This is a genomic window from Hymenobacter sp. UYAg731, from assembly GCF_054061335.1.
Genome location: NZ_JBSSEC010000009.1, coordinates 1 through 25,287 on the forward strand (window position 1 = coordinate 1; position 25,287 = coordinate 25,287).

The 25,287-nt window shown below is 64.4% G+C and carries 26 protein-coding genes and 1 pseudogene; 10 read left to right on the plus strand and 17 right to left on the minus strand.

Going from position 1 to position 25,287, the window contains the following annotated elements; translation table 11 throughout:
• Nucleotides 1-276: 276 nt before the first annotated feature.
• Both ACVWYF_RS21405 and ACVWYF_RS21410 read right to left on the minus strand, forming a co-directional pair.
• Complete coding sequence (locus ACVWYF_RS21405) at nucleotides 277-816, minus strand: carboxymuconolactone decarboxylase family protein (RefSeq protein ID WP_457072001.1); 540 nt, start codon at nucleotides 814-816, stop codon at nucleotides 277-279.
• A gap of 75 nt (nucleotides 817-891) precedes the next feature.
• The gene (locus ACVWYF_RS21410; RefSeq protein ID WP_457072003.1) at nucleotides 892-1,431 is read right to left on the minus strand and encodes a TetR/AcrR family transcriptional regulator; all 540 of its coding nucleotides are present in this window, start codon (nucleotides 1,429-1,431) and stop codon (nucleotides 892-894) included.
• Between the two features lie 394 nt (nucleotides 1,432-1,825).
• Here ACVWYF_RS21410 and ACVWYF_RS21415 point away from each other — a divergent pair, with 394 nt between their 5' ends.
• Both ACVWYF_RS21415 and ACVWYF_RS21420 read left to right on the plus strand, forming a co-directional pair.
• Nucleotides 1,826-2,506 (plus strand): DUF1345 domain-containing protein, encoded by a 681-nt coding sequence (locus ACVWYF_RS21415; protein ID WP_457072006.1) that lies wholly within the window; start codon nucleotides 1,826-1,828, stop codon nucleotides 2,504-2,506.
• A 337-nt stretch (nucleotides 2,507-2,843) separates the two neighbouring features.
• Nucleotides 2,844-3,143, plus strand: a complete 300-nt coding sequence (locus ACVWYF_RS21420; RefSeq protein ID WP_457072008.1) for a hypothetical protein — start codon at nucleotides 2,844-2,846, stop codon at nucleotides 3,141-3,143.
• Here ACVWYF_RS21420 and ACVWYF_RS21425 read toward each other — a convergent pair.
• The 4 genes from ACVWYF_RS21425 to ACVWYF_RS21440 form a co-directional block, all read right to left on the minus strand.
• Nucleotides 3,140-4,297 (minus strand): flavin monoamine oxidase family protein, encoded by a 1,158-nt coding sequence (locus tag ACVWYF_RS21425; protein WP_457072011.1) that lies wholly within the window; start codon nucleotides 4,295-4,297, stop codon nucleotides 3,140-3,142. The two genes, ACVWYF_RS21420 and ACVWYF_RS21425, sit on opposite strands and share 4 nt — an antisense overlap.
• 34 nt (nucleotides 4,298-4,331) lie before the next feature.
• Nucleotides 4,332-5,264 carry a carbon-nitrogen hydrolase family protein gene (locus ACVWYF_RS21430; RefSeq protein ID WP_457072013.1) on the minus strand — a complete coding sequence of 311 codons (933 nt, stop codon included), beginning with the start codon at nucleotides 5,262-5,264 and terminating at the stop codon, nucleotides 4,332-4,334.
• 110 nt (nucleotides 5,265-5,374) lie between these two features.
• On the minus strand, nucleotides 5,375-5,647 hold the full coding sequence (locus ACVWYF_RS21435; protein WP_457072016.1) for a hypothetical protein: 273 nt from the start codon (nucleotides 5,645-5,647) through the stop codon (nucleotides 5,375-5,377).
• 93 nt (nucleotides 5,648-5,740) lie between these two features.
• Nucleotides 5,741-5,905 (minus strand): hypothetical protein, encoded by a 165-nt coding sequence (locus ACVWYF_RS21440; RefSeq protein ID WP_457072019.1) that lies wholly within the window; start codon nucleotides 5,903-5,905, stop codon nucleotides 5,741-5,743.
• Nucleotides 5,906-6,007: 102 nt separating this feature from the next.
• Between ACVWYF_RS21440 and ACVWYF_RS21445 the strand changes: the two genes are divergently transcribed.
• Complete coding sequence (locus ACVWYF_RS21445) at nucleotides 6,008-7,333, plus strand: DUF2254 domain-containing protein (protein ID WP_457072021.1); 1,326 nt, start codon at nucleotides 6,008-6,010, stop codon at nucleotides 7,331-7,333.
• 317 nt (nucleotides 7,334-7,650) lie between these two features.
• Entirely contained in the window at nucleotides 7,651-8,034 is a 384-nt protein-coding gene (locus tag ACVWYF_RS21450; RefSeq protein WP_457072023.1) for a DUF6799 domain-containing protein, read from the plus strand.
• A 448-nt stretch (nucleotides 8,035-8,482) separates the two neighbouring features.
• Here ACVWYF_RS21450 and ACVWYF_RS21455 read toward each other — a convergent pair whose 3' ends face one another.
• The 9 genes from ACVWYF_RS21455 to ACVWYF_RS21495 all read right to left on the minus strand — a co-directional run bounded on the left by ACVWYF_RS21455 (nucleotide 8,483) and on the right by ACVWYF_RS21495 (nucleotide 17,617).
• Nucleotides 8,483-9,079, minus strand: a complete 597-nt coding sequence (locus ACVWYF_RS21455; protein ID WP_457072027.1) for a carboxymuconolactone decarboxylase family protein — start codon at nucleotides 9,077-9,079, stop codon at nucleotides 8,483-8,485.
• Between the two features lie 71 nt (nucleotides 9,080-9,150).
• Nucleotides 9,151-10,050, minus strand: a complete 900-nt coding sequence (locus ACVWYF_RS21460; protein WP_457072029.1) for a mechanosensitive ion channel family protein — start codon at nucleotides 10,048-10,050, stop codon at nucleotides 9,151-9,153.
• 104 nt (nucleotides 10,051-10,154) lie between these two features.
• On the minus strand, nucleotides 10,155-11,138 hold the full coding sequence (locus ACVWYF_RS21465; RefSeq protein WP_457072032.1) for a mechanosensitive ion channel family protein: 984 nt from the start codon (nucleotides 11,136-11,138) through the stop codon (nucleotides 10,155-10,157).
• A 76-nt stretch (nucleotides 11,139-11,214) separates the two neighbouring features.
• Nucleotides 11,215-11,496 (minus strand): hypothetical protein, encoded by a 282-nt coding sequence (locus tag ACVWYF_RS21470; protein ID WP_457072035.1) that lies wholly within the window; start codon nucleotides 11,494-11,496, stop codon nucleotides 11,215-11,217.
• 58 nt (nucleotides 11,497-11,554) lie between these two features.
• A complete protein-coding gene (locus tag ACVWYF_RS21475; protein WP_457072038.1) occupies nucleotides 11,555-12,550 on the minus strand; it encodes an endonuclease/exonuclease/phosphatase family protein in 996 nt (331 codons plus the stop codon).
• A gap of 334 nt (nucleotides 12,551-12,884) precedes the next feature.
• On the minus strand, nucleotides 12,885-14,297 hold the full coding sequence (locus tag ACVWYF_RS21480; RefSeq protein WP_457072041.1) for a DUF389 domain-containing protein: 1,413 nt from the start codon (nucleotides 14,295-14,297) through the stop codon (nucleotides 12,885-12,887).
• Between the two features lie 151 nt (nucleotides 14,298-14,448).
• Nucleotides 14,449-14,871: a hypothetical protein gene (locus ACVWYF_RS21485; protein WP_457072044.1), complete on the minus strand. Its 423-nt coding sequence runs from the start codon at nucleotides 14,869-14,871 to the stop codon at nucleotides 14,449-14,451.
• Between the two features lie 43 nt (nucleotides 14,872-14,914).
• Nucleotides 14,915-16,156, minus strand: coding sequence for a cation:proton antiporter (locus tag ACVWYF_RS21490; protein WP_457072047.1), 1,242 nt, complete (start codon nucleotides 16,154-16,156; stop codon nucleotides 14,915-14,917).
• Between the two features lie 51 nt (nucleotides 16,157-16,207).
• The gene (locus ACVWYF_RS21495; protein ID WP_457072050.1) at nucleotides 16,208-17,617 is read right to left on the minus strand and encodes a chloride channel protein; all 1,410 of its coding nucleotides are present in this window, start codon (nucleotides 17,615-17,617) and stop codon (nucleotides 16,208-16,210) included.
• A 167-nt stretch (nucleotides 17,618-17,784) separates the two neighbouring features.
• Between ACVWYF_RS21495 and ACVWYF_RS21500 the strand changes: the two genes are divergently transcribed.
• The 5 genes from ACVWYF_RS21500 to ACVWYF_RS21520 all read left to right on the plus strand — a co-directional run bounded on the left by ACVWYF_RS21500 (nucleotide 17,785) and on the right by ACVWYF_RS21520 (nucleotide 20,321).
• Complete coding sequence (locus ACVWYF_RS21500) at nucleotides 17,785-18,282, plus strand: DUF305 domain-containing protein (RefSeq protein WP_457072053.1); 498 nt, start codon at nucleotides 17,785-17,787, stop codon at nucleotides 18,280-18,282.
• A 426-nt stretch (nucleotides 18,283-18,708) separates the two neighbouring features.
• Entirely contained in the window at nucleotides 18,709-19,218 is a 510-nt protein-coding gene (locus ACVWYF_RS21505) for a hypothetical protein (protein WP_457072056.1), read from the plus strand.
• Nucleotides 19,178-19,486 carry a transposase gene (locus ACVWYF_RS21510; RefSeq protein WP_457072059.1) on the plus strand — a complete coding sequence of 103 codons (309 nt, stop codon included), beginning with the start codon at nucleotides 19,178-19,180 and terminating at the stop codon, nucleotides 19,484-19,486. Before ACVWYF_RS21505 ends, ACVWYF_RS21510 begins: the two co-directional genes overlap by 41 nt.
• Entirely contained in the window at nucleotides 19,483-19,938 is a 456-nt protein-coding gene (locus ACVWYF_RS21515; RefSeq protein WP_457072061.1) for a DDE-type integrase/transposase/recombinase, read from the plus strand. The genes ACVWYF_RS21510 and ACVWYF_RS21515 overlap by 4 nt, the downstream gene beginning before the upstream one ends.
• A gap of 59 nt (nucleotides 19,939-19,997) precedes the next feature.
• The gene (locus tag ACVWYF_RS21520) at nucleotides 19,998-20,321 is read left to right on the plus strand and encodes a transposase (protein ID WP_457072064.1); all 324 of its coding nucleotides are present in this window, start codon (nucleotides 19,998-20,000) and stop codon (nucleotides 20,319-20,321) included.
• Nucleotides 20,322-20,331: 10 nt separating this feature from the next.
• Here the strand turns inward: ACVWYF_RS21520 and ACVWYF_RS21525 are convergent, their stop codons facing one another.
• On the minus strand, nucleotides 20,332-20,646 hold the full coding sequence (locus tag ACVWYF_RS21525) for a transposase (RefSeq protein WP_457072067.1): 315 nt from the start codon (nucleotides 20,644-20,646) through the stop codon (nucleotides 20,332-20,334).
• 716 nt (nucleotides 20,647-21,362) lie between these two features.
• Nucleotides 21,363-21,725: pseudogene (locus ACVWYF_RS21530) on the minus strand (transposase); the annotation flags it as partial.
• A 369-nt stretch (nucleotides 21,726-22,094) separates the two neighbouring features.
• Here ACVWYF_RS21530 and ACVWYF_RS21535 point away from each other — a divergent pair.
• The gene (locus ACVWYF_RS21535; protein ID WP_457072070.1) at nucleotides 22,095-25,286 is read left to right on the plus strand and encodes a SusC/RagA family TonB-linked outer membrane protein; all 3,192 of its coding nucleotides are present in this window, start codon (nucleotides 22,095-22,097) and stop codon (nucleotides 25,284-25,286) included.
• The last annotated feature ends 1 nt before the right edge of the window (nucleotide 25,287 follow it).

Below are 25,287 nucleotides of genomic sequence, written 5' to 3' on the forward strand. Positions count from 1 at the left end.
GGGGGGCGGGCTTCGGGCGCGTAGGCGGGCTGGGCCAGCACGGCATCCCATCGGGTATCGCCGCATTCTTCGTGTACAAAAGGCACTTCGTCGGCGGGCAGCGGGGCAGGGTCGGGCAAGTTCATGGTGAGGATTTTAAAGGGAAAGTTGGCACAATCGCCACGCCATCCGGCGGAGTTGGTCGAAGCACCTCCCCTGCACCGGTAAATGAATTACTTAGGCAAGCAAGCTGCCTCGACCAGCTCCGCCGGATGGCGTGTTTCCTTTTTGTTCCCGCTAGGCCGTTTGCAGCTCAGCGGCCTCGGGGAAATCAATGGGCACTTCGGTCAGGTTGTGCAGGTAGTTCATAGCAATTTTGTCGCTCACTTGCAGGATAACATCCACTAGGTTGCCTTTGGTATAGCCGGCGGCGAAAAAGGCCTCCTGGATTTTGGGCGCTACGTGGCCTTTGTGCTCAGTCACGGCCTGGGCCAGCTTCACCAGGGCATTAAGCCTGGCATCGGAGCTGTGACCGGCGCGCAGGTTCAGGATTTCTTCGGCCGAAAAGCCGTTCATGCCGCCGAGCACGGTGTGGGCGCTCAGGCAGTAGCGGCAGCCGTTCAGCTCGCTCACTACTAGGTTCACGGCTTCTTTCTCCTTGTTGCTGAGCGAGGTTTTGGCCCCCTGAAACGCAAGGTACTTGGCCAAGGCATGGTCAGAATAGGCAATGGTGGCGTAGAGGTTCGGCACGAAGCCGAGGCCTCTTTGCAGGTTATCGAATTGCGCCTGGCTGCTTTCGGACACTTGGTCGCGCGTGGGAACGGGGAAATTGGTCATGATTGAAAAATGAGGGAAATAGTGAAAATGATGGGGAGATCGAACAGAACAGTCTGTTTTTATTGAGGCCCAAAATTATAGCAGCCGCTCGGCTAGGCGGCGCGCCGTTATTACGGGCGTGCGGTCGCCCCGAATCTGGCTGGAAATCAGGGCTCCTTCAAATACCAAGGTTATTTCCTCGGCCAGCGGCTCATCGTTGAGCAGGCCGGCGAACACCCGGCCCATCTTGCTTTTATGTTCCTGGATGAAGGCCCGCACGTCCTGTTCCTCGGGGGCGAGCTGCAACAGGGCATTTTGGAAGTTACAGCCGCGAAAATTCGCGCCCACCAGAAAATCATTCAGCAAGTCGAACACGGCCAGTACTTTGGCTTTGGGCGTGGCGGCGGCGGCCACGGCTTCCCCTACCTGCTCAAACCACTGCTGGCTCACCTGCCGGAGGTAGGCCTGGAGAATGTCGTCTTTGGTACGGAAGTGCTGGTAGAGGCTGGCCTTGGCCACGCCCGCTTCGGCAATGAGCTGGTTGATGCCGGTGAGGGGGTAGCCCTGCTGGTAGAATAGGCGGGCAGCCGTGTCGATGATGCGCTGGCGTACGTTGGGGGTGTCTTTCGCTTTCACTGAACAAATATACGGGAAAATATTCAAAACAGACAAGTCTGTACGTTTTTATTATTTATTAACCACTACCAGCCCATTCTAAGCGACGTAAGCATCTGCTGGACTATCAGATACGAATTTCGCATCCAATTTTAAAACCCCGCACGGGAAAGCTGGCCCAGTGAAACCACCGAATGGCCAGCGAATGATTTTCGATAACTACTTTCATAGGCGACAGATAAGGAAGCAAAACCGATGTTCGATATGCAAGCAAGCGGGACCATGTTGGCCCCTTACCTAAAGTCCAGCAACTCCTAAAAGTGTAAGGCGGCACTATCGGGAGCGTCCGACTCCGCGATTTTTTTTCGTTCGGGCAGGTCGTACTTCCTGGTCGCTGGCTTTTACTGATTTCCTTATGGCTCGTTCGCACCTTTTTCAGGCCCTGGGGTATGTGGGCCGGCTGCCAACGCAGGTGCGGTTCGTCGCGGCGGTGGTGCTGGGCCTGGCCGGCTACGCCGCCGCTCCGGCCGAGCTGACCACTGCCGGACGGGCCGTGGTGGCCTGGGATGCGTTCGCCGGGGGCTCCCTGCTGCTGCTCTGGCCCCTCATGCTCACCGCCGATGCGGGGCAGACGCGGGTGGTAGCGGCCCGCGAGTCGCCGGGGGCGCTGGTGTCGTTTGGGTTCGTGCCGCTGGCGCTGGCCAGCAGCCTGGCTGCCGTGGTGCTGCTGCTCAGCACCGGCATGATGCCCACGCTGCCGATTGCGATGCGGGTGATGCACGTCGCGCTGGCCGTGGGCGGGGTAGCGGCGGCCTGGCTGCTGTTGCACACCGTGTTTGCCCTGCGCTACGCGTGCCTGTACTACTACGGCACGTCCGCGCCGGGCGGCCTCACCTTTCCCGAAGGCTCGCCGCCCCCGCGCTACCTGGACTTTGCCTACTTCGCCTTCGTGATTGGCATGACCGCCCAGACCGCCGACGTCTGCATTTACGACCCCACCCTGCGGGCCACCGTGCTCGTACACGGCCTGCTGGCTTTTGCCTTTAACACGGCCGTGGTGGCGCTCAGCATCAGCGGTTTGGTGGGCGTGCTGTAATAGCGAGTCGGGGCAATATCCCACTTAGGCGGCCCCGGCAAGGCGGCTTTTCCACATCGTCGCAAACCTCCTCCGTTAATTCCTGTTGCTGTAAGGATTGTCTGCCGAGAGCGTCAATCACCCGTGCCCCGCCGCTACTTAGGCGTAGGCGCGAACTGCTATTTTTTGCCGAGTCATGTTTTTATTATCCCGTTTTCGGGCCGCGTTTTTAGCGACTTTTATTCTATCATCCGGGCTGCAATCACCAGCCGTGGCCGCAACGTGCTGCACCCCGCACGAGCCGGACGCACCACTTGCGGAAACTACGCCGGGCCGGGCAGCGGCTCCGTGGACGTTTATGGCCCCGACTGCTCATCTGGGTGCGGCCGCACGGACCGGTGGCAGCCCCAAGCAGTTCAACTATATGGTGCAGCGCCACTTGTGGGTGATGGGCGGCGTACACACGCTGCCCACGGGCATCCCTTTCAGCTCCGAAACCAGCAACGCCGACCGCACGGCGTATTCGCAGGCCGGCCTGGGGGTTGGCTACATGATTTCGCCGGCCGTGCGGGCTATTTCCAATTGGAATACCGGCCTGGGCCGCGCCAGCGCCACGCCCGGCAGCCAGTTCACCGTGGGCGTGAGCCTGCACTACTAAGCACCTATCCCAGCACGGTCGTGCGGAGCTTGTAGCTGACGCAGCAGTTGCGCGGCCACCCACCGGCCCGATTCCACGGCCCCGTCCAGCCGGCCCCATTCGCTGGCCGAGGTTTCGGCCCCGGCCCAGTGCAGGGCTCCGCCCCAGTGCGGCTGCCGCAGCAGGGCCGGGCCTTGCAAAGGCACTTGCGCGGGCGGCTCTTCATCGCCGGGCACGCTGGTTAGCGGCTCCTGGGTCCAGTCCAGCTCGTGGTAGGCGACGGGCGTAGCGGCCAGCGGCCCAAATATCTGCGTGAGCTGGGCCAGCACGGCCGTCTGCCGCTCGGCCGGCGGGGCGGCACGCAGCGGATGGCCGGCGGCGAAGAACCCGAACAGGGCTCCCTGGTGGCCATCGGGCGGGGAGGCATCGTGGATTTCGACCAGCGGCCCCAGCTGGCTGGCGGCAAAGCCCGACCAGCCCCGCGCCCGCCAGAACGGTTCCGCGTACACCACCACGCTCTTCATGGCGTGGCTCATCCAGGTGGGCACGGCGCGCATGGTCTGGAGCAGGGCGGCGGGCAGGGCGGGGTCGAAGGCCAGGGTGTGCGCCACTAGTCGCGGCGGCAGGGCCAGCACCACGGCGGCCGCCACGAGGGCGCTTGCGTGGCCAGCCTGCTCCACCTGAATTTCGACGCCGCCCGGGCCGAGTAGCTGACGCAGCCGCGTGACGCGGGTGTTCAGCGCCAGGCACTCCGGCGGCAGGCGCTGGGCCAGCGCCTGGCAGAGCGCGGCGGCCCCGCCGGCAAAGCGCAGGTAGCCCGCCGAGCCCGAGGGGTGGCTGGGCAGGCGGTGTACGCCCTGCGCCGTTTCGTAGGCCGTGGCCCCGGTGCTGTACTGCTCCACCGGCCGGATGCCCAGCTCGGTGAGCAAGTTGCTCAGGTAGGGATGATGCGCCCAGCCCCAGGTAGCGCCCACATCCACCAGGTCCGCCCCGGGGCGGCGGGCTTCGGCGGGCAGGGCCAGGGTGCGCCCCCCCACCCGGTCGCGGGCTTCGAGTACGCGCACCGGCTGGCCCGCCGCGTGCAGGGCCACGGCGGCCGTGAGGCCCGCCAGGCCCGCCCCGACGATGATGACCGGGGCTTTGGCAGCTGTATCAGGCAGATAATTGAACGTCATTCGCAAAAAAACAAAGGGTAAATATTAGCCGGAATCAGCCCTGCCCAAATACGTCGGGGCGGGCATAATGGCCGGCCACGTCCAGCGTCATCTGCTCTTCCGGGATGCGGGCGAGGTCGATTTCGGCGGTAAGAATCAGCTCTTCGTCGTACACCGGGCCGGCCAGGATGGTGCCGTCGGGGCCGATGATGACGCTGCCGCCGCGCAGCACCAGCGCCTCGGGGTGGCCGGCCAGCGCACCGGCCGGCTCCAGCTCGGCGGGCAGGTCGCGGGCGTGCATAATGGCCCCGGCGGCCACCACGAAGCAGCGGCCCTCGAAGGCGTAATGGCGGCTGGCCACGAGGTTCATTTCCTTGAGCTGCGGCCAGGCGGCGACGTGGATGTCCTCGCCCGACTCGTGCAGGCGCTGGCGTGCCGGCGGCATCCAGTGCTCCCAGCAGATGAGGCCGCCCACCCGGCCCACGGCCGTGGGCACAGCGTGCAGGCTGCGGCCATCGCCCTGCCCCCACAGCAGCCGCTCGGTGTAGGTGGGCATCAGCTTGCGGTGGACGTGGGCCAGCATGCCGTCGGCATCGAAGGTGAGCATGGTGTTGTAGAGCGTGCCGCGACCGGGGCCGGCCAGCACCCGCTCGTGTACGCTCATGTTCAGCACCACGCCGTGGGCGCGGGCCGCCGCGCCCAGCGCCTCGGTGACGGGGCCGGGCACGACCACGCTATTTTCCACCAGGCGGCGGTACACCTGCTTCACGGTCGGCGAATCCCACAGGTTCACGTCGCGGCAGCAGTCGAGCCAGGCGGGGTAACCAGGCAGCCAGGTTTCGGGGAAAACCACCAGCTTCGCGCCCTGCGCGGCGGCCTGGGCAATGAGGGTTTCGGCCTTAGCCAGCGAGGCCGGCAAATCGAGGTACACGGGGGCAGCCTGCACGGCCGCGACGGTTAGGCGCATGGTGTGAATTATGGTCAGCATGATGGGCTGGTTTGAGCAAACGCCACAGCCGGCCCGCAATTTCAGCAAAAAGGCCCGCCCTCACGCGGAGGGCAGGCCTTTTTGGATAGCTGCTTGCGGCAGCCCAAAAACTACATTTTGTCTTTCGCCATTTTGTCGTCGGCCATCTTGCCGTCTTTCATCATCTTGTCGTGGCTCATTTTGCCTTTCGACATTTTGCTATGAGACATCTTGCCGCTTTTCGACATTTTATCGTGGCTCATCATCTTGCCATCGGCCATTTTACCGTCGGCCATCTTGCCGTCTTTCATTTTGCCGCCGTCCTGGGCGTAGGCGAGGGGGGCAGCCAGCAGCAGGGCAACGACCAGCAGGGCTTGGGAAGCGGAAACGAGGTACTTACGCATGGGTTGGGGTTGGAAAAAATGGTGAATGTGAAACGGTTGCGGATAAAGACGAACGCCGGGCCACGGCCTTACACCGGGGATTTAAAAAACTTTTCATTGGGCTACTCCAGCAGCATAAGCCGGGCGGGCGCTCTGAAATCCGTAGCGCCGGCAGTACGGGCCCAGCCCTGGGCGCGCGTTGGGGCGGGGCTCGTCGTTGCGGCGTTTGATGAGCAGGGCGGCCTGCTGGCCGTTGAACAAGGGCGAAGGAATACGCATGAAGCGGCGGGGTGGGGGGGGGCGTAACCCGGCCCGGTGCTGAGGCAAGATCCGCTCCTGGCAGCACAACCGTAGGGCCGGCGCGGCAGTAAACCAAGGCTTATGAATAAATTGAAAGCCCTCTGGCTGACCCTCGATTCCAGCCTGTGGTTTGTGCCCACGCTGATGGTGGTGGCGGCCCTGTTTGCCGCCTACGGGCTGGTTCACCTCGACCTCTACGTGGGCGGCAGCTGGACGGGGCGCTACCCACTGCTGTTCGGGGCGGGCGCGGCCGGTGCGCGCGGCATGCTGGCCGCCATTGCCGGCTCCATGATTACGGTGGCGGGCCTGATATTCTCGCTCACGCTGGCCACGCTGGCCCAAGTGGCCAGCCAGTACACTTCGCGCCTGCTGCGCAACTTCATGCGCGACCGCACCAACCAGGTGGTAATGGGCTTTTTCGTGAGCATTTTCGTGTACTGCCTCGTGGTGCTGCGCACCATCCGGGGCGGCGATGAGGGCAGCTTCGTGCCGTCGCTGGCGGTGGCCTTCGGGCTGCTGCTGGCCCTGGTGAGCATCGGAATGCTGATTTTTTTTATCCACCACATCGCCTCGTCCATTCAGGCGGCCAACATCGTGGCCGGGGTGGCTGCCGAAACCGAGAAGCTGCTCGATAAAGTGTTTCCCCGGCGCCTGGGCGATGCCGCCACCCCCGCCGAGCGCGCCGAACTGGCCGCCGGCCCGGACCTGCGCTGGCGGCCGCTACCGGCCCCCGACACGGGATACGTGCAGGGCATCGACCACGATGCGCTGCTGAGCTTTGCGCAGCAGGCCGGCGTGGTCGTGCGGATGGAATACGCCATCGGCAGCTTCGTAGTAGCGGGCAGCCCACTGGCCTCGGTCACCAGTCCCGAAGGCCAGCCCCTGCCGGACATCAGGCAGCTAACCAGGCAGCTGGCCGATTGCTACCGCTTGGGCAATCAGCGCACCCTCGACCAGGACGTGGGCTTCGGGCTGCGCCAGCTGGTGGATATTGCCCTGAAAGCCCTCTCGCCGGGCATCAACGACGTGACCACGGCCGTGATGTGCGTGGACCGGCTGGGCGCGCTGCTGCGCATACTGGCCGGCCGGCACCTGGCCAGCTCCGTGCGCGCCGAGGCCGGGCAGGTGCGCGTGCTCACCACCGACCCGGATTTTGCCAGCTACCTGGGCACGGCCTTCGACCAGATTCGGGCCAACGCGGCGAGTGCGCTGGCCATCTACCTGCGCCAGCTGGCCGCCCTGCGCACCATTGCCGCCGAATGCGCCGCCCCGGCCGGCCGCGCCGCCCTGCGCCGGCAGGCCGACCTAAACCTGGCCGCGGCCGAAGCCAACCTCACCGCCCGCTACGACCTTGACCAGGTGCAGGCCCGCTACCAGGAGCTGCGGACTGACCTGGAAATCCGCTGAAGCGGCCCCGCGCCCAAGCGGCCCGGGGTACACGCCTGGGGCAAAAAGCCGCCTTTATCGTAGCGGCGTGCGCACCATACGCAACGTGGAAGGGCAGGGCACCTGCTTTTCCTTTTCGGTGCCAGTGCATGAGGCCGGCCAGCCCTGCCCGCCGGCCGGACCCGGACCCGCGACCTCATCACGAATAAATACAGCAAAAAATTGATTTTGTGACCATTATGTGCCAACTACCGGTTAGCTTTGACGTTGTAACAGCCTGACTCCCTGCCTTGCCGGTGGTGGGCAGATAATCTCCATTTCACCCCAACCCCATTCCCATGAAGCTCCTTTTGAAAGCCCTCCCCACCCTGGCCCTGGCCGTTATGTGCTTCGCCGCGCAGGCCCAAACCGCCCCCATGAGCGGCGACAAGATGAAGATGAAGTCCGGCTCGATGAGCAAAAAGGGCATGATGCACGACGGCACCATGATGAAAGACGGCAAGATGATGATGATGAAAGACGGCAAAATGATGGCCATGACCGCAGACATGACCATGAGCGACGGCAGCATGTGCATGATGGACGGCACCTGTAAAATGAAGGACGGCACCACGATGAAGATGAAAAACGGCGACATGATGGCCATGGACGGCACCATGATGCACCACGGCGGCAAAATGATGCACGATGGCAAAATGGGCAAGATGAAGTCCAAAATGTAGCCTGCGGGGGCCGCAAAGCGGTTCCGTAAGCATTGGAAAGAAGTCCCGGCAGTGCGCCGGGACTTCTTTTTTTTGGCACCCCGCCGCCTGGTGTCCCGGCGCAACAACGAGCATCAAAACGTGACTAAAAAAAGGCGCTAGGGGCTCTCGTTCATGCCCAACGCCCGCCGGCGGTTGAGCGGTTCATCTGCCCTGGCGGGCGCTGTGCATTGCTTATACTGGTCTTTTCCTGCAATAAGAATGACGAGCCGGCGGCCGGTGCCCCAACCGGCCCCCGCAATGCTTCGCAGGGCGGGCTCAATGCCGCCGGCATCATCGTTGACTGCCCGATTGTTTTCGTGCCGGCCCGCGCCCGGTAGCCGCCGGGCTGGCCAGGACCTGAAAGACCGAGAAAGCCCGCACAATGCCCGGCGTTGCCGGAAGCGGAGGCCGAACCCGGCCCACCGGCTCAGGCGTGCTTGCCGGGCGTCCAGCCGTGGCCGGCCAGCTGCTGCTCGCCGAGGGCCACGGCACCGGGCTCCAGGTGCGTGCCCATCGAGTCGTTCCAGCGGTTGAGGTAGCCGAAGAGGCTGATGACTCCCAGCATCTCCACGATTTCGCCTTCGTTCCAGTACTGGCGCAGGTTGTGGGCAATGGTTTCGTTCACGGCGTTGGGCACGGCCGAGGCGGCTACGGCAAAGTCCAAGGCCGCCCGCTCGGCCGGCGCGAAGGCCGGGTGCGTGGCGTATTCCCAGATGTGGTCCATCTGCTCATGCCCGGCCCCGTAGCGGCCGGCGGCCAGCATGGTATGGGCCTGGCAGTACTGGCAGCCGGCGGCCAGGCTGCTCACATAGCCGATGAGGCGCTTGAGGGCGCTGCTCACGCGGCCGTGGTTGGCCATCACGGCCTTGTTCAGCCCAATAAAGGCCGTGGCAATTGCCGGCCGGTGTTGCATAGTGAGCACGCTGTTGGGGCAGAAACCCAGCGTTTCGTTGAAGAAGGTGGCCAGCTGCGCCACTTCGGGGTTGGCATCGGGCGGCAGCGGCGCAACGAGGGGGAGGGACATACAATCGGAGAAAAGCAAACGATGACCGCGCAAAGCTGCATCAGAATATCCGGCTCTGCCCCGCCCCGGTGCTACGGGGCCACCGGCCCCGGCGTGGTGCCGCCCAGCCGGGCCAGCAGTTCGGGCGGCAGCTCCAGGGTGCGCATGGGGAAGGGAATGACGATGCCGGCCCCATCAAACGCCTGCTTGATGCGCATGATGGCCTCGCTTTTGGCCCCCACGTAGTCGACCTGCCGGCGGTACGGAATCCAGAAGCGCAGGCTGAAATTGATGGCGCTGTCGGCGAAGCTCGTGAACATCACCTGCGGCGGCTGGTCGGTGAGCAGCTCGGGGAAGTCCTGCATGGCTTCCAGCACCACGGCGCGCACCCGGGCCAGGTCGGAGTTGTAGGCCACGCCGCATTCCAGGTCCACGCGGCGGCGGGTGGTGACGCTGTAGTTGGTCACGGCGCTCTCGAACACCTTGCGGTTGGGCACCCGCACCAGTTCGCCGGTCACCTGGCGCAGGTCCAGCGTGCGCAGGTTGATGCGCTCGATGGTGCCAAAAAACTTGTCGGTTTCAATCACGTCGCCCACCGTGAAGGGCCGCTGCACGGCGATGATGATGCCGCTGATGAAATTGGCCGCAATGTCCTGAAACGCAAAGCCCAGCGCCAGCCCGATGATGCCCACGCCGGCCAGCAGCGAAGTCACCGTCTTGTCCAGCCCCAGCACTTCGAGCGCGAAAAAGGTGCCCACCAGCAGCACCGCCACGTAGGCCAGCGTGCTGATGAGGCTGTGCAGCGTGACCGCGCCCGGCGACACCCGCGGCAGCACGCTGGCCAGCGCCCGCCGCGTGAGCCGGGCGGCAAACACCGTGGCCGTGAGCAGCAGCAGGGTGATGAGCAGATTGGGCAACAGCAGGATAAACCCCTGCACCCAGCCAATCAGCTTATGCGAAAGCAACGCAAACGTGCGGTTAATCTCAATCATGCAGCAATAAATAGAAGCGGAATACCCCCGCTGGTACGGGGCTGCGCCCGACTTCGGCCCATTCGGGGCGCGGGCGGCGGGCGGCTACGGGCGGGCGGCGGGCGTTATTCGGCCGCTTTTTCCGCCGGCTCCGGCGCGGTGGCCGGTACCGCTGGCTGCTCCTGCCGCACGGCGGCCCGCGACGGGGGCATGTCGCCCTCGCCGGCGGGCCAGCCTTCGCGCTGGGTTTTGCGGTCGCCGTCGGTGGCTTCGGTCTGGTCGTGCCAGAGGATTTGCTGGGTGGGAAACGGCAGGTCGATGCCGTGGGCGGTGAGCGTGTTTTTGATGGCTTCGAGCACCCGGTCCTGCGCGCCCATGATGTCGGCGCGGCGCGGCGGGTTTATCCACCACCGGGCCCGGATGTTGACGCTGCTGCCGGCCAAATCGACCACCAGCGCCTCGGGGGCGGGGTCGGCCATCACCCCTTCCACGCCCTTCATGGCCTCGATAATCAGCTGGCGGGCCTGGCCAATGTCATCGCCGTAGCCAATACCGATGTCGTATTGCAGGCGGCGTTTGTCGTAGGCGGTATTCACCGTTACGGCGTTGATAAACAGCTCAGCGTTGGGAATGACGACCCGCCGGCCGTCATAGGTTTTGATGGTGGTGGCCCGGGTCTGAATCGTTTCGACCGTGCCCTCAAAGTCCTTGTACCTAATCTGGTCATCAATTTTGAAGGGCTCGGTGACCAGCAGCAGCACCCCGGCCAGGAAGTTCTGAAAAATGTCCTTGAAGGCAAAGCCGATGGCCACGCCCCCCACGCCCAAGGCGCTAAGCAGGCTGGCCGGCGTGAAGCTGGGCACCATGATAGTGACCGTAATCAGGATGCCCAGCATAAGGGTAGCCACGTACGATAAGCGACTGAGCAGCAACTTCAGGCTCTGGCTTTGGCCTCGGTTCTGCACCAACCGCTCCACCAGCGACTGCACCCCGCGGGCAATGAAAATAAACACCACGAACACCACCAGCCCGAAGAGCAAGTTGGGCAGCAGGGCCATAAAATCGCGGCCCATCTGGTTGATTTTTTGCCAGGCGATGGAAAAGTCCATGTATTTAAAAAGGAAGGACGGGAGAAGGGAGTGTGCGCGGAAGCTACCGCGTCAGCCGGTCGGGCCTTGCGGGGATTTAGGGCGTTGCCTGCACTTCTTTTTTGAGGCCCTCCAGGTTCTGTTGCGACCCGGCCAGCTGCTGCTCCATGGCGGAGAGTTTGTTCTTTTCGGTTTCGATAACGGCCTTCTGCTGGGCTATCTGGGTGGACAGCTCCTGCACTTTGCGGGCCTGCTCGGCCACGGCGGGGTTGGCGGAGTTCAGGTCGGCCGCCACGGGCGCTTCGGCCCCCGACTGGCAGCCCGAAAAAGCCAGGGCACCGGCCAACAGCAGGGCATTGAAGAAAGAAAACGTTGGCATAAGCGGGAGGATTTTGAAATAAGGGTTTGTGAAAAAAAACGGATTATCAGGCTGATAATTACTTGTTGGGCAGCGCCAACTCGATGTAGAGCGGGAAATGGTCGGAGCCCACGTCGGGCAGGCGCTTCAGCGCCACTACTTCAAACGGCGCGCTGACAAAAAAGTGGTCGAGCGGCCAGCGCATGAGCGCCGAGTGGGCGCTGAACGTGTTGAACAGGCCGCGCCCGAGGCTCACGTCTTGCAGCCCGCCTTCGCGGGTGAGCTGGTGAATGGTGCCCGACCAGCTCACGTCGTTGAAGTCGCCGGCCACGATGGTGGGCCGCTCATTCTGGCGCACCGCGTCGGTCACCTTTTGCAGCGCCAGGCCGCGCAGGCCCACGCCGTCGGGGTAGGTATCGGGGATGGGCGGCGTGGGGTGAATGCCGAAAAACGTGACCCGGCGGCCGTCGGGCAGCCGCAGCCGCGTGCGAATGGACGGCACCCCGTGCTGGAGCAGGTTCTGCACCTGCGTACTATCCAGCGGCAGGCGCGAGTAAAGTATCATGCCGTAGGCATCGGTGCGGGGCAGCTCGACGCGGTAGGGGTAGTCGGGCTGCAAGGGCCGCAGCGCCCGTGCCCACCAGGCATCGGGCTCCAGGGCCAGCAGCACGTCGGGCCGGGTATCGGTCACCAGTTGCCGCAGGCGGGCGTCCTGACGGTTGGTTATTAACACATTGATGACCAGAATGCGCAGCCGGCTGGTTGCGCCGGCAGCGGCATCAGGCACTGCTTTGGGCGCAAAGGGCAGGTAGGGCCACAGGAAAAAAGCCTGCACGCATACGCCGGCTCCCAGGCCCAGCAGCAGCCCCTGCCGCACCCGCCGCTGCGCCGGCCAGGCCAGCGCCAGCCACCCCAGCAGCGTGGCCGCCAGCACTCCCAGCAACTGAAGCCGGGGAAACCCCAGCATCTGCACCCACCATTTATTGGACGGGGCCAACGACACCAGCGTCAGCAGCAGGGCCAGCGTACCCAGAAATGCCAGCAGGTAGCGCAGCCCGGTCAGGAAATACTTCATAGATAAGAAGTTGATTGTCGGCAGCCGGGTTGGTTTTCAGCCCTGACCACCGACGTCCGAATGCCCGACCCTTATATCGTTGGGGCTTGGGTTTTGGCACCCTTCAGGTTCTGCTTGGCTCCGTCGCGGCCCTTGGCGCGTCCGCCCAGCCGTTCCCGGCCAGGCATACCAGGGCAACTAGGTAGCGGATGCCCGAGGGAAGTATTTCAAAATCCGAAGGATTATTTTTTTGAAAATGAGCCCGAAATCCCATCCGATTGTTTAGCCTTACGGGTTTGAGGGCGGTAGGTTGGCCTGGATGCGGGCCGGTGCGGGCCGTGCAACTGCACCGTGCTTACTTGCGGCGGGAGGCTTTGCGGCGGGCCGGGGCCGGCCGGGGAGCCGGGTCGTTCTGGGTTTCTATCAACAGGCGCACTGGCTGGCGGTCCCCGGCCCGCAGACGTAGCCAGGCGGCCAGGCGGCGCTGCTCGGCGGCGGGCAGTGGGCGGCGGGTGCGCACGGCCACCAGCACGGTGGTATCGGCCCGGAGCGAGTCGGTGGCGGGGCGCACGAGGCGGCTCAGGCCCAGCTGGCGCACGGCGGGGTGCTCCACCTGCACCTCGCGCAACAGCGACACCGCGCCGGGCAGGCCGGCGGTGGCACTGTCGGGGTGGGCCAGCAGCAGCTGCAGCTGCGCCAGGCGGCTTTCGTAGCCCACCAGGGTTTGCTCCTGGCGGCTGCGCACGTCTTCGAGCACGCTGCTGCGCAGGGCCTGCGTGTCGGCCGAGTCGAGGCGGGCCAGGCCCTGGCGCACGGTGAGCACGGCCCCTTGCAGGCGATAGCGCGGCAGCTGGGTGCGGGCCTTGAGCAGCTGGGCCGGCGTGAGCCGCTGGCCGGCCAGCAGCACGTTGAGCGTGCGCGGCTTGGCGGCGATGCGGCTGGTGACGACGTAGGTGCCGGGCAGGTTCAGCTGCTCGTCCACGAAGCGCTGGGCGTTGTGCGTGAACGTGCCATCGCGCACAATGCCCACGGCCAAGTACACGCTGGGCGCGGCCGTGAGCAGCGCCACTACCCAGATGCCCAGCTGCACCCGCCGCGCCCGCTTCACACTCACGAAGGTGTGCCGGGGCAGCGGCAGCACCCGGCACACCAGAAACGTGGCCAAGGCAATGAACACGCAGTTAATCGAAAACAAGTACAGTGCCCCGAACAGGAACGACCAGTGCGCCGTGGCCAGCCCGTAGCCGGCCGTACACAGCGGCGGCATCAGGGCGGTGGCGATGGCGACCCCCGGAATGGCGTTGGTGTGGCCCTTGCGGGTGAGGGCCACGGCCCCGGCCGCCCCGCCAAACAAGGCAATGAGCACGTCCCAGGTGCTGGGCTGGGTGCGCGAGAGCAGCTCGGAGCCCGCGTCGGTGAGCGGCGTGAGGCGGAAGTAGGCCGCCGACACCACCAGGCTGAACACCGAAGCCGTGAGCAGGCTCTTGAGCCCGCGCTCAATCAGGCCCAGCTCCAGCGTGGCCGCCCCGTAGCCGATGCCCACAATCGGCCCCATGAGTGGAGAAATCAGCATGGCCCCGATGATAACGGCCGTGGAATTGACGTTCAGCCCCACCGAGGCCACGAGGATGGCGAAAATCAAAACCCACAGGTTGGTACCCCGGAAGGGAATGCCAGCCTCCACGTCGGCCTGAATCTCGGCCGCGTCGGCCATGTCGTCGGTGAGCAGGAAGCGGGTGTGCAGAAAGCGGCGCAGAACGTCCAGCATGGGCAGTGGGGGAGGGAATTACTTTTCGGGGGCACTGAATGTCAGCAAAATCACCAGCGAATGCCAGAACGGTGCTTTTGCAAAGCACTTAACTACCCTCGCGGCACCCTATTTACAAGGCGATGCGCCTGCTGCCTGCTCCCGGCGCAAATCACGCCGCTGGCGCGTCGGCCCGCAGCCAGTCGGCGGCGAGCGGAATGTCTTCAAAAAAGGAGGTTGCTACGATGCGGCGCAGCTGCGCGGCCACGGCAGGGGTGTGCAGGCGGTTTTCGGGGGCCAACGTAGGCACCACGGCGTAGCGCTCGAAGGCGGTGTCATCGAGCACGTCGGGCAGCCAGGTGGTCAGCAGCCACTCGCGGTCGGCGGGGTCGGGGGCGGCGGGCATGGCGCGGTGGTCGGCCAGGATGCCCCGCAGCTGGTAGCGGCGCAGCAGGTTGTGGGCATGCACGTAAAGGGCCCGAAACTCGGGGCTGGTCATGGGCGCGCCCGACCAGTGCAGGTGCAGGTAGCCATCCTCGGGCGAAAAATCGACCGAACCGACGGCGTTGGAAAAATAGTTTTGGGTGGGAAGCATGGATTAGGGGGAACAACAATCAACAAGGAGGCCGGGGGCCCGGTCAGGCGGCGCGCGGGGTGAGCCAGCTCAACAGTCGCGTTAACGTAAGCCCTTGCACCACGGCCGAAAACAGCACCACGGCAAACGTCATGGGCACGAATACTTCCGGGTGCAGGCCGGCCGGCAGGCCCAGGGCCAGGGCCAGCGAAATGCCCCCGCGCAGCCCGCCCCAGCTCAGAATAACCAGTGTGCGCGGCGGCAGCTGCTTCGAGAGGCCCAGCAGCCGCGTGGGCAGCGCCAGGGCCACGTAGCGCACCAGCAGCGCCAGCACCGCCGCCGCCACGCCCAGCCCCAGGTAGAACGGGCTGAACCCAATCACGACCAGCTCTAGGCCCATGAGCACGAAGAGCACGGCGTTCAACACCTCATCCAGCGCCTCCCAGAACTTCTCCAGGTAGTCGCGCGTCTCGTCCGACACGTCCGCGCTGCGGCTCACGTTGCCGATGGCCAGGCCCGCCACCACCATGGCCAGCGGCCCCGACACGCCCAGGTGGTGGCACAGCGCGTAGCCGCCCATCACCAGGGCCAGCGTCAGAATAACTTCGGTCTGAAAATGGTCCACGGTTTTGATGAGCCGGTAGCCGGCGTAGCCCAGCGCAGCCCCGGCCAGCAGGCCGCCCCCGGCCTCGCGCAGCAGCAGCAGAGCCGCCGAGCCCGCGCTGGGCATTTCGCCCGGCGTGGCCAGCTCCAGCAGCGTCACGAACACCACCACCCCGAAACCGTCGTTGAAGAGCGACTCGCCGGCCAGGTTGGTTTCGATGTTCTTATCCAGGTCCGTGGTTTTGAGAATGCCCAGCACGGCAATGGGGTCGGTGGGCGCGATGAGGGCCCCGAACAGCATACACGGCAGTAGCGGCAGCGCCACGCCGGCCAGGTCCAGCAGGCCGTAGGTGCCCAGGCCCACCAGGGCGGTGGCCAGCAGCACGCCCAGCGTCGAATAGGCCGCGATGCTCTTCCACACGGCTTTCAGGGCTTCTACCCGTACGTGCAGCGAGCCGGCAAAGAGCAGGAAGCTCAGCACCGAACCCATCAGAAACTCCGTGAAATCGAACTGGAGCAGCGCGGCCCGCACGGCATCGGTGAAGCCCGGCACGATGCGGCCCCCGGCCAGCACGCCCACCGCCGCCACCACGCCCAGCAGCAGAAACATAATGCCCGCCGGCTGGCGCAAAAAACGGGCATTCAAATACGAAAACAAGGCGGCCAGCGTCAGCAACGCGGCCGAAAAGGAAAATAAACTCATGGGTATGCTGAACGGCTGATGAAGGCAGAGGTTCCCGTTGGCAGCGCTTTATCAGGACTGAGCGGGGTGGGCGGCGGGCGTTTCGGCCGGGGCCGGCGGGGCCTCCTGGCTCAGGGTTTCGCGGATGAAGCCCTGGCGCAGGTGCTCATACAGCGAGTGCGGGTCGACGAGCGCGGCCACGGCCTGGGCCAGCATGGCCCCAATCAGCAGCTGGAAGATGGCCGAGTGCCGGTCCGTCATTTCCAGCACCAGAATGGCGGCCGTGAACGGCGAGCGCACCACCCCCGTCAGGAAGCCCACCATGCTCACCAATATCAGCAGGTTGCGGTCGGCCACGGCTACGTGGGCCAGCTGCGCAATGAAGTCGCCGAGCAGGGCGCCGGCGCTCAGCGAGGTGGCGAATACGCCGCCCGCCCCGCCGCTGCTGTAGCTCAGGGCCATGCCCGCGAAGCGCACCGGAAACAAGTAGCCCGGCGTCACGCCGTCGTTCTGAAACAGCAGCCGGTTGATGATGGGTTTGCCCGTGCCCACGCCATCGGGGCCCACCAGGTAGGCCAGCCCGGCCAGCAGCAGGCCGCAGCCCACCACCCAGCCGGCCTGCGTCAGCGGCGTGGTGAAGCGCTTGCGGAAGCCGTTGAGCCAGAGCAGGGTTTTGGCAAAATACGCGCCCGCCAGCCCGCAGGCCACGGCCGCCACCATCACCAGCACCTGGTACCAGCCGGCGGGCGAAGTCACCTTCGGGAAGCCCAGGTACAGGTAGGAACCCAGAAACTGCTGGGCCGTGAGGCCGGCAATAATGACGGCGCTGAATACGGCCATCCGAAAGCGCGAAAGGTGAATCTGGGTCAGCTCTTCCACCACGAACACGATGCCGCCGAGCGGGGTGTTGAAGGCCGCCGCCAGGCCAGCCGCCCCGCCGGTCACCAGCGCAATCTGGCGCGAAAGCTGCGGCCAGCCCGTCGGCTGCAGCCGGTTGATGGTCCGGAAAATGGCCGCCGACACCTGAATAGTCGGCCCCTCGCGCCCAATAACGCCGCCGCCCAGCAGCAGCACAACGCTGCTCATCACTTTCACCACCGCCACCTGCAAACTCAGCAGGTAGGCCGTGTGGCGGTGCTGCGCGGGGTTCGAAAGCTCGATGCCCGCCATCACCTGCGGGATGCCGCTGCCCCGGGCCGCCGGGGCCAGCCACTTCACCAGCGCCCACGCCCCCAGGAAGGCCAGCGGCGTGAGCCCGAAGGCCAGCAGCGGCGTGCGGCGCAGCCAGCCAAAACTCACTTCCTCGGCCCAGGCAAACACCTTTTCGTAGCCCACGGCCATGAGCCCGGTCAGCAGCGAAGCAATCCAGAAGGGAAAGCTTTGCAGAATGAGCCGCCGCACCCGCGCCGTATAGAGTGGCTGAATAAAAACGCGGTCGAACCCGGCCAGGACGCGGGCATAACGGGAGGGAGAATCGGGCATAGGGGGCAAAGGTCGGGTAATTTGAGCGGGGCTACCGAAACGGGGGCTTCTTTTCAACCAATTCGGCCGCCCTTCGGGGCACTCGGGGCCCAACCACTGCCACCCATTGCCCGTTCGCACTACCAGGACCGTCATTCCAAGGGTTGGAATCGGCACGCGTTTTTACCTTGCTCCCCATCTTCATGCTGCACCCCACGCCCCCTTCCGCCCCCATGCCCCAAGGCCACTACCGCAAATTCCTGCTGATGCTGGGCATCTCCTTCGTCATCATGTACGTGGTGATGTACCTCAACACCTATGCGCTCGACCACGTCTATTTCAGCCTCACCCGCTTCTACATGACGGTGCTGATGGTGACGGCCATGGCCGTGGTGATGCTGCTGATGATGCCCATGATGTACCCCAACAAAACGACGAACGGCCTCATCATGGGTGCCAGCCTTACGCTGTTCGTGGGCGCGCTGTTGCTGGTGCGCAGCCAGACCTTCGTGAACGACACGCGCTGGCTGAAGGCCATGATTCCGCACCATTCCATCGCCATTCTCACCAGCGAGCGGGCCAACATCCAGGACCCCGAAGTGCGCCGGCTGGCCGATGACATCATCACGGCCCAGAAGCGGGAAATCGAAGAGATGAAGGCGATGATAAAGCGCCTGGAGCACTAGGCCGGGCGGGCCATTGCCGTGGCCGGAAGGGCGGATACTGCCGCGCCGGCCGAAACCGCGCAGCCGCCGGGAATTGCCTTGGCAACGCTGGGAAACTGGCAACCCCGGTGCGCTACCCCCAACCGTAAGCCGGCCCCAAACGGCACGCCGGCTGCTGAGCCCGCAACAGGTTCGGTACGGTTCTGCTCAGGAGGAGGCTGGTATCTTCGGTATCCATTGCCCGCTTCCATTTTCCGATTACCCTCGCTCCGCTTCCGGGCCTGCCCGCCTCTACGCTCTCGGCCCTGCTGGCGCTGCTGCCCCACGGAATCGTGTACTACACCCCGGTACTTGATGGGGCCGGCGAGGGTCGTGGACTTCCGGTCCGCCTATCTCAATGCCGCCGCCCAGCCCACCGCCAGCTACCGGGAGTAGTGGCCCGGCAGCGTGGCCAGCGGTGCGTTTGCCTTCCACTGCGATACGTACCTGGCCGGCACGCCGGCGCAGTGCGACCAGTTTGACCCGGCCGACGGTTACGACAGCGTCAGCAGTGCCCAGGCCGTCCGGCTGGAAACCGGCCTGCTGGTGAGCCTCACCGCTGGCCGCGACCAGCCCCGCGAGCCGGCCACCCACGCTGCGGCCGAAGCCCAGCTGGCCACCCTGCGGCACGCCGTTGACCAGGCCCCGATGTCCATCGCCATCTTTGAAGGGCCGGCCTACTACATCAGCTTTGCCAACGCGGAAGTGGGCTTGATTTGGGGCCGCCCCCTGGACCAGGTAATGGGCCGCCCCCATTTTGAAGCCCTGCCCGAAGTGGCGGGCCAGGGCTTCGAGGCCATTTTTGCCGATATGTACCACACCGGGCTGGGGTGGTCGGATAAATCTGGACAGAATAGGGTCTTAACTTTCGAATGTCATGAAAGACAGTCCCCCGCCCGCCAAACGTCGGCGTTATGACGCCGCCTTCCGCGTCGAGGCCCTGCGCCTGGCTGGCGAGAGCCGCTCGACCCAGGCAGCCGCCCGCGCGCTAAATAGCAGCCCCAAACTGCTCTACAAGTGGCAGAAAGAGGCCCTCACGCCCGTTGCGGCGGCTCGCGGGGCCGATTTGGACCCGGCCACGGCCGCGGAGTTGCGCCAGCTGCGGGCCTTGGCCCGGCGGCAGGTGCAGGAACGGGACATTTTAAAAAAAGCCATTGCCATCTTCTCGGCGACCGACAGCCTATGAGCTGCTACCGCTTCATCGACGGGCAGCGGGCCACGCACACCGTGCGCCTGCTCTGCCACGTGTTGCGCGTACCGGCTTGGGGAACGGCGCTGGTGAAGGTGTTCGGCCACCACAAACGCCGCTATGGTACGCGCCGGCTGCAGGTCGCTTTGCGCCGAAAAGGCCACCGTGTCGGCCGTCACCGCCTACGCGGGGCCATGCGCCGGCGGTGCCTGCGCGCGCTGCAACCCAAGGCCTATACCCCGCGCACCACCGACTCAACCCACGGGCTGCGGTGCGCGCCGAACCGGCTGCTTGACCAGCCCAAGCCGACCCATGCGAACCGGGTCTGGGTCAGCGATATCACGTATCTGCCGCTGGCCAATGGCGGCTGGGCCTACCTGTGCGCCTTTCAGGACGTGGCCAGCAAGCAGGTGGTCAGCTGGCAAGTCGGGTCGACGATGCCGGAATAATTGGTCATCAGGGCCTTAAGCGCGCTTTTTGGGCCCAGCCACCTACGCCGGGCCTGCTGGTGCATTCCGACCGCGGCGGGCAGTACTGCGGCAATGCGTACCGAAAGCTGCTGCACGACCATGAGGCCGTGCGCTCGCAGAGCCGGCGTGGCGACTGCTACGACAATGTCCAAGCCGAAAGCCGGTGGTCCCACTTCAAAACCGAGGTGCTTGAACTACGCGAACGGCCCGTTTTTGCCGACCTGGCCAACGCGCAGGCCAGCGTCGCCGACTATTTTGACTACTACAACCACGAGCGCCTGCACTCCAGCATCGACTATCAGACACCCTATCACGCTCATCAACAGCTTCTTCAAACTAACGCCCTAAACTGTCCAGCGTAATTAGACCACCTCAGTACTTGAGCAGCTTTTTTAGGTTGTAGGCGACGGCCGTGAGTAGCATGGTTTTGTGGGCCCCAACCAGGCCGCGCACGTTCAGCCGCCGCAGGCCGTAGTGCGGCAGCAGATTCCCGAAGACGGGCTCGACCGTGCCTTGGCGGACCCGGCGCAGGCGCTGGCCGCGCCGGGTCTGCTGGCGCTGCCATGCCCGCCGGTACGCGGCGTAAGGGTGCGGGTGAGTTGTTTGCGCTTGGCTCCAAGCACACAGGTGGGCTTCAAGGGGCACTGCTGGCAGTCCGAGCAGGTAGCCCAGTAGATTTTTTGCCACTGGCCGTCGGCCCGGGTATCGTATTTGCGAAACGACAGGCGCTTGCCCGCCGCGCAGGTGTAGTCGTCGGTGGGAGCGTGGTAAGTAAAGCCCTTGATTTCGGCCTTGTACTGGCCAAACACGGGAATCCAGGCCGTGATGTGCGCGGCTTCGAGCAAGGCGTAATTCGCGCCATTGGCGTAGCCGGCATCGGCCAGCAGCGCGCGCAGGGGCAGCTCGTTGGCCCGGAAGCGGCGATACAGGCCGGTGAGCAAGCGGGGCAGGTCCAAATTGTCGCGCCCATCGGCCAAGTCGGCCTGTACGTGGCTGATGACGCCGTGGGCCGTGTCCACGGTCAGGCTACAGAAGTAATTGAACGCCAGGTAATTGTCGGACTTGACGGAGATGCGCGCATCGGGGTCGGTGGGCGAGTATTGGGTCTTGTTGGTCAGCAAGCGTGCTTGGTCGTGCCGCGTGCCCAGCGCGCCGGTATGCGCGCCCTGCCGCCGGCGCTGGCCCGTGGCCAGCTGGCGCAGCTGGTGAGCCGGGGCCGTCAGCACCGCGCCCGCGGCGGGCGTTTCCTCGCGGCCGCTCAGGTGGGGCCCGGTCGGCCCGGCGGCCTGTTTTTCGCGCACCGCTTCGAGCGACGCGTTGACCTTAACGGGCGCCGAATCGACGGCCTGCTTGTCGCCGGCGACCAGGCCCCGGGCCACGCACTGAGCAAAGACGTGGTCGAAGAGGCGCTCGAACACCGCCGCCGGAAACAGCTGGCGGGTGCGGCTCACGGTCGAGTGCCAGGGCAAGTCCTCGTCCACTTCGTAGCCCAGAAACCAGAGGATATCCAGCCGCAGGGCGCAGGGCTCGACCAGGCGCCGGTCGCTCACGAGGTTTTCCAGCCGCCCCACCAGCACCAGTTTGAAAAACACCACCGGGTCCAACGAGGGCTGGCCCGTGTGGCTGTAAAGGCTCCGCGTCGCGTCGTAGAGAAACGACCAGTCCACCAACTCGGCCAGGCGCCGGTAGCGGTTATGGCGCGGTACCCGCTCGCTGAGCCGAAAGCGGGTCACCTCTTTGTCGAGAAACAGCTTCTTGCCTTGCATCTTCCCTCTACGAATCGGACTTCTGCAACAGCCACGGTCGTCTTCAGTCGGCCGACCTGAATATTTAATGGCTCACCACCCAGCGGCCAGCCCAGGTAAGTATTGTCTTGCCACGGCTTGCACTAGGTCCGGAGTCGGCAGGGCATCTTACCTAGTAAAAAAGGCATCCGTAATCACCCGTCACTCGCGAACGAGCGAGCATATCAAAGGTTCCTATTTGAGTCGATGTGGTGCATTTGATAACCTACTCAACACGAAAAGGACACGTTGTTATATAAGCAGAGTCAGGCCCTCTTTTTTGGTGATTTACGATTAATATTAAGGAAACTTGCTACCGTTAGTTTTGCATGAAAACCCAAAACTAATGGCATGAAATACAAGTACTTGCTCCAAAAGAATGTGGCATTTATTGCCATTGTGTTTTTGTTGCTGCTAAGTGATAGGGCAGGAGCTCAAACTCCCTTGGTGAAGGGAACGGTGAGGGATGAGAAGAACCAGCCGCTGCCTGGCGCCAGCGTCGTCATCAAAGGCAGCACCGTGGGCACTTCGACGGATAGCGACGGTGCCTTTGCCCTCAGCGCCGGGCCCGAGGCGGTGCTGGTAGTCACCTACGTGGGCTACCTTGGCCAGGAGGTAGCAGTGGGCACCAAAACCGTGCTGAACGTGCAGCTAGCTCCTGATTCCAAGCAGCTCAACGAGGTGGTGGTGACGGCCCTCGGCATCAAGCGCGAGCAGAAGGCCCTGGGCTACGCCACCCAAACCATTAGCGGGGAAAGCCTGCTGGAGGCCCGGCCCAACAACTTCGCCCAGGCCCTGTCGGGCAAGGTGGCGGGGCTGAACCTGATTTCGCCCGGCTCGGGACCGGTAAACTCGGTGCGGGTGTCGCTGCGGGGCGACAACTCGCTCAACCCCAACGGCAACAATGCCCTGGTGGTGCTCGACGGGGTGCCGCTCAACAGCGGCCTGACCAGCTCGGGGGTGGGCAGCGCCTACGGGGCGGGCTCGGGCCAGGACGTGCCGGTGGACTTTGGCAATGGCATCGCGGATGTCAACCCCGACGACATTGCCAGCATCACGGTGCTGAAAGGGGCTAGCGCCACGGCCCTCTACGGCAGCCGGGCGGCTAACGGCGCCCTGATTATCACCACCAAATCGGGCTCTCGCCAAACCAACGGCATCGGCGTGACGGTCAACTCCAACCTCAGCCTGCAAACCGTGCTGAAGTGGCCGGATTACCAGTACGAGTACGGCCAAGGGACCGGGCGGTCGTTTAACGCGGCGGGCGAGCCGTACTACTCCTACGCGGCCTCGGCCGACGGGGCGGCTACGGGCGGCACCAGCAGCGCCTTCGGGCCGAAATTCAACGGGCAGTCCTTCTACCAGTACGACCCCGCAACCCAGACGCAGTCGACGGAGCGGCTGCCGTGGGTGCCTTATAAGGACAACATCAAGGGCTTTTGGCACACCGGTTCCACCATCACGAACAGCGTGGCGCTGGAGGGCGGCAATGCGAATAGCTCGGCGCGAGCGTCTATTACGCATTCCAAAAACCAGTGGATTATGCCCAACACGGGCTACGAACGGCTGGCGGCGGCCCTGAGCCTGGACCACAACGTTTCGGCGAAGCTCAAGCTCTCGGCTAAGGCCACGTTCACCAACCGCAAGAGCGACAACCTGCCCGCCACGGGCTACAACAACCAGTCGATTTCCTACTTCATGATTTTCCAGAACCCCAACGTGAGCCTCGACGCTTACCGCGACATCTGGAAAAGCGGCCAGTACCAGGTGGACCAGATTCACCCGTTCAGCTCGTTCATCGATAACCCGTATCTGATTGCCTACGAGATGACCAACGCGGTGAACAACCGCACCACGGTGGGCAACCTGACAGCCACATACACCTTCTCGCCCAAGCTCGACGTGTTCGTGCGCTCGGGCTTGGCCATGAGCCAGGAAGAGCGGGAGCAGCGCCGGCCTTTCAGCACGGCCAACTTCCAGCGGGGCTACTACAAGCAGCAGAACATCGGCACCTTCGAGCAGAACACCGACGCCCTGCTGACCTACCACCAGCAGGTGAGCAGCAAATTCAACGTGCGGGCCTCGGCGGGGGCCAACGTGATGACCCGCAGCTACCGCGGCCAGGACGGCGTGGTGAACGGCCTGGTGATTCCGGGCGTGTACAAGCTCACCAACGGCGTGAGCTCGCCGCAGCTCACGGTGAACAACGCCAACCGCCAAATCAACAGCGTCTACGCCCTGACTTCGCTGTCGTTCGACGAGAAGATTTTCGTGGACCTGACCGGGCGCAACGACTGGTCGAGCACGCTGCCCGCGCAGTACAACTCGTTTTTCTACCCCTCCATCAGCTCCAGCTTCATTCTGAACGAGCTGCTGCCGCTGCCGGCCGTGGTGTCGTTTGCCAAGCTCCGGGCCTCGGCCGCGCAGGTGGGCAACGACACCGACCCCTACCGCACCCGCAAGTACTACGGTCAGAGCGAATTCGCTGGTTCGGCCTCGGTGTCGGGCACGCTCTACAACCCGGCGTTCAAGCCCGAAATCACGACCAGCTTCGAGACCGGTCTGGAGGCCATGTTCTTCAAGGGCCGGCTGGGCTTCGACGTGAACGTATACCAAAACGTAACCCGCAACCAAATCCTGGAAGTGCCCCTGAACCTGGCCACCGGCTACAGCAGCGCCGTGCTCAATGCCGGTGAGGTGCGTAACCGGGGCGTGGAAGTGGTGCTCAACGCCAAGCCCGTCGACAACCCCAACTTTAAGTGGCGCAGCACCGTGACCTGGGCCCGCAACCAGAACCGCGTGCTGAAGCTGGCCGACCGCGTGGACGACCAGCAGGTGATTGGCTACGGCGGCAACGCCACCGTCATCGCCAAGGTGGGCGGCACCACGGGCGACCTTTACGGCTTCGGCTTTTCGCGAGCCCCCGACGGGCAGATTATCTACGACAAGGCCACCGGCCTGCCCGTGCGCCCGGCCGAAATCCAGTACATCGGCAACGCCTATGCCCAGTGGAAGGGCGGCTACCTGAACGAATTTTCCTACAAGAGCTTCCGCCTCAGCGTGCTGCTTGATGGGCAATACGGGGGCATCATCTACTCGCAGACGCACCACAAGTCCTCGGAGCAGGGCAAGCTGACCAGCACGCTAGCCGGCCGCGAAGAAGGCTTCCTCATCGGGGACGGCGTGGTGGCCAACGCCGACGGCAGCTTCTCGCCGAATACTACCAAAGTGGCCCCCTACGTGTACTACCCCGAGTACTACCGCCGGGCCAACGTGGAGGCCAATTCCTTCGATGCCTCCTACCTGAAGCTGCGCGAAGTGCGCCTGGAATTCAACCTGCCCAAGGCCCTGCTGGCGCGCACCAAGGCCCTGACCGGCGCCACCATCGGCCTCTACGGCCGCGACCTGGCCATGGTCACCAAGTTTCCCATTTTCGACCCCGAGACGGCGGCCCTCAACGGGGGCACCATCCTGCCGGGCGTGGAAATCGGCCAACTGCCCTCCACCCGCACCATGGGCCTCAACGTCACCCTTAAATTTTAAC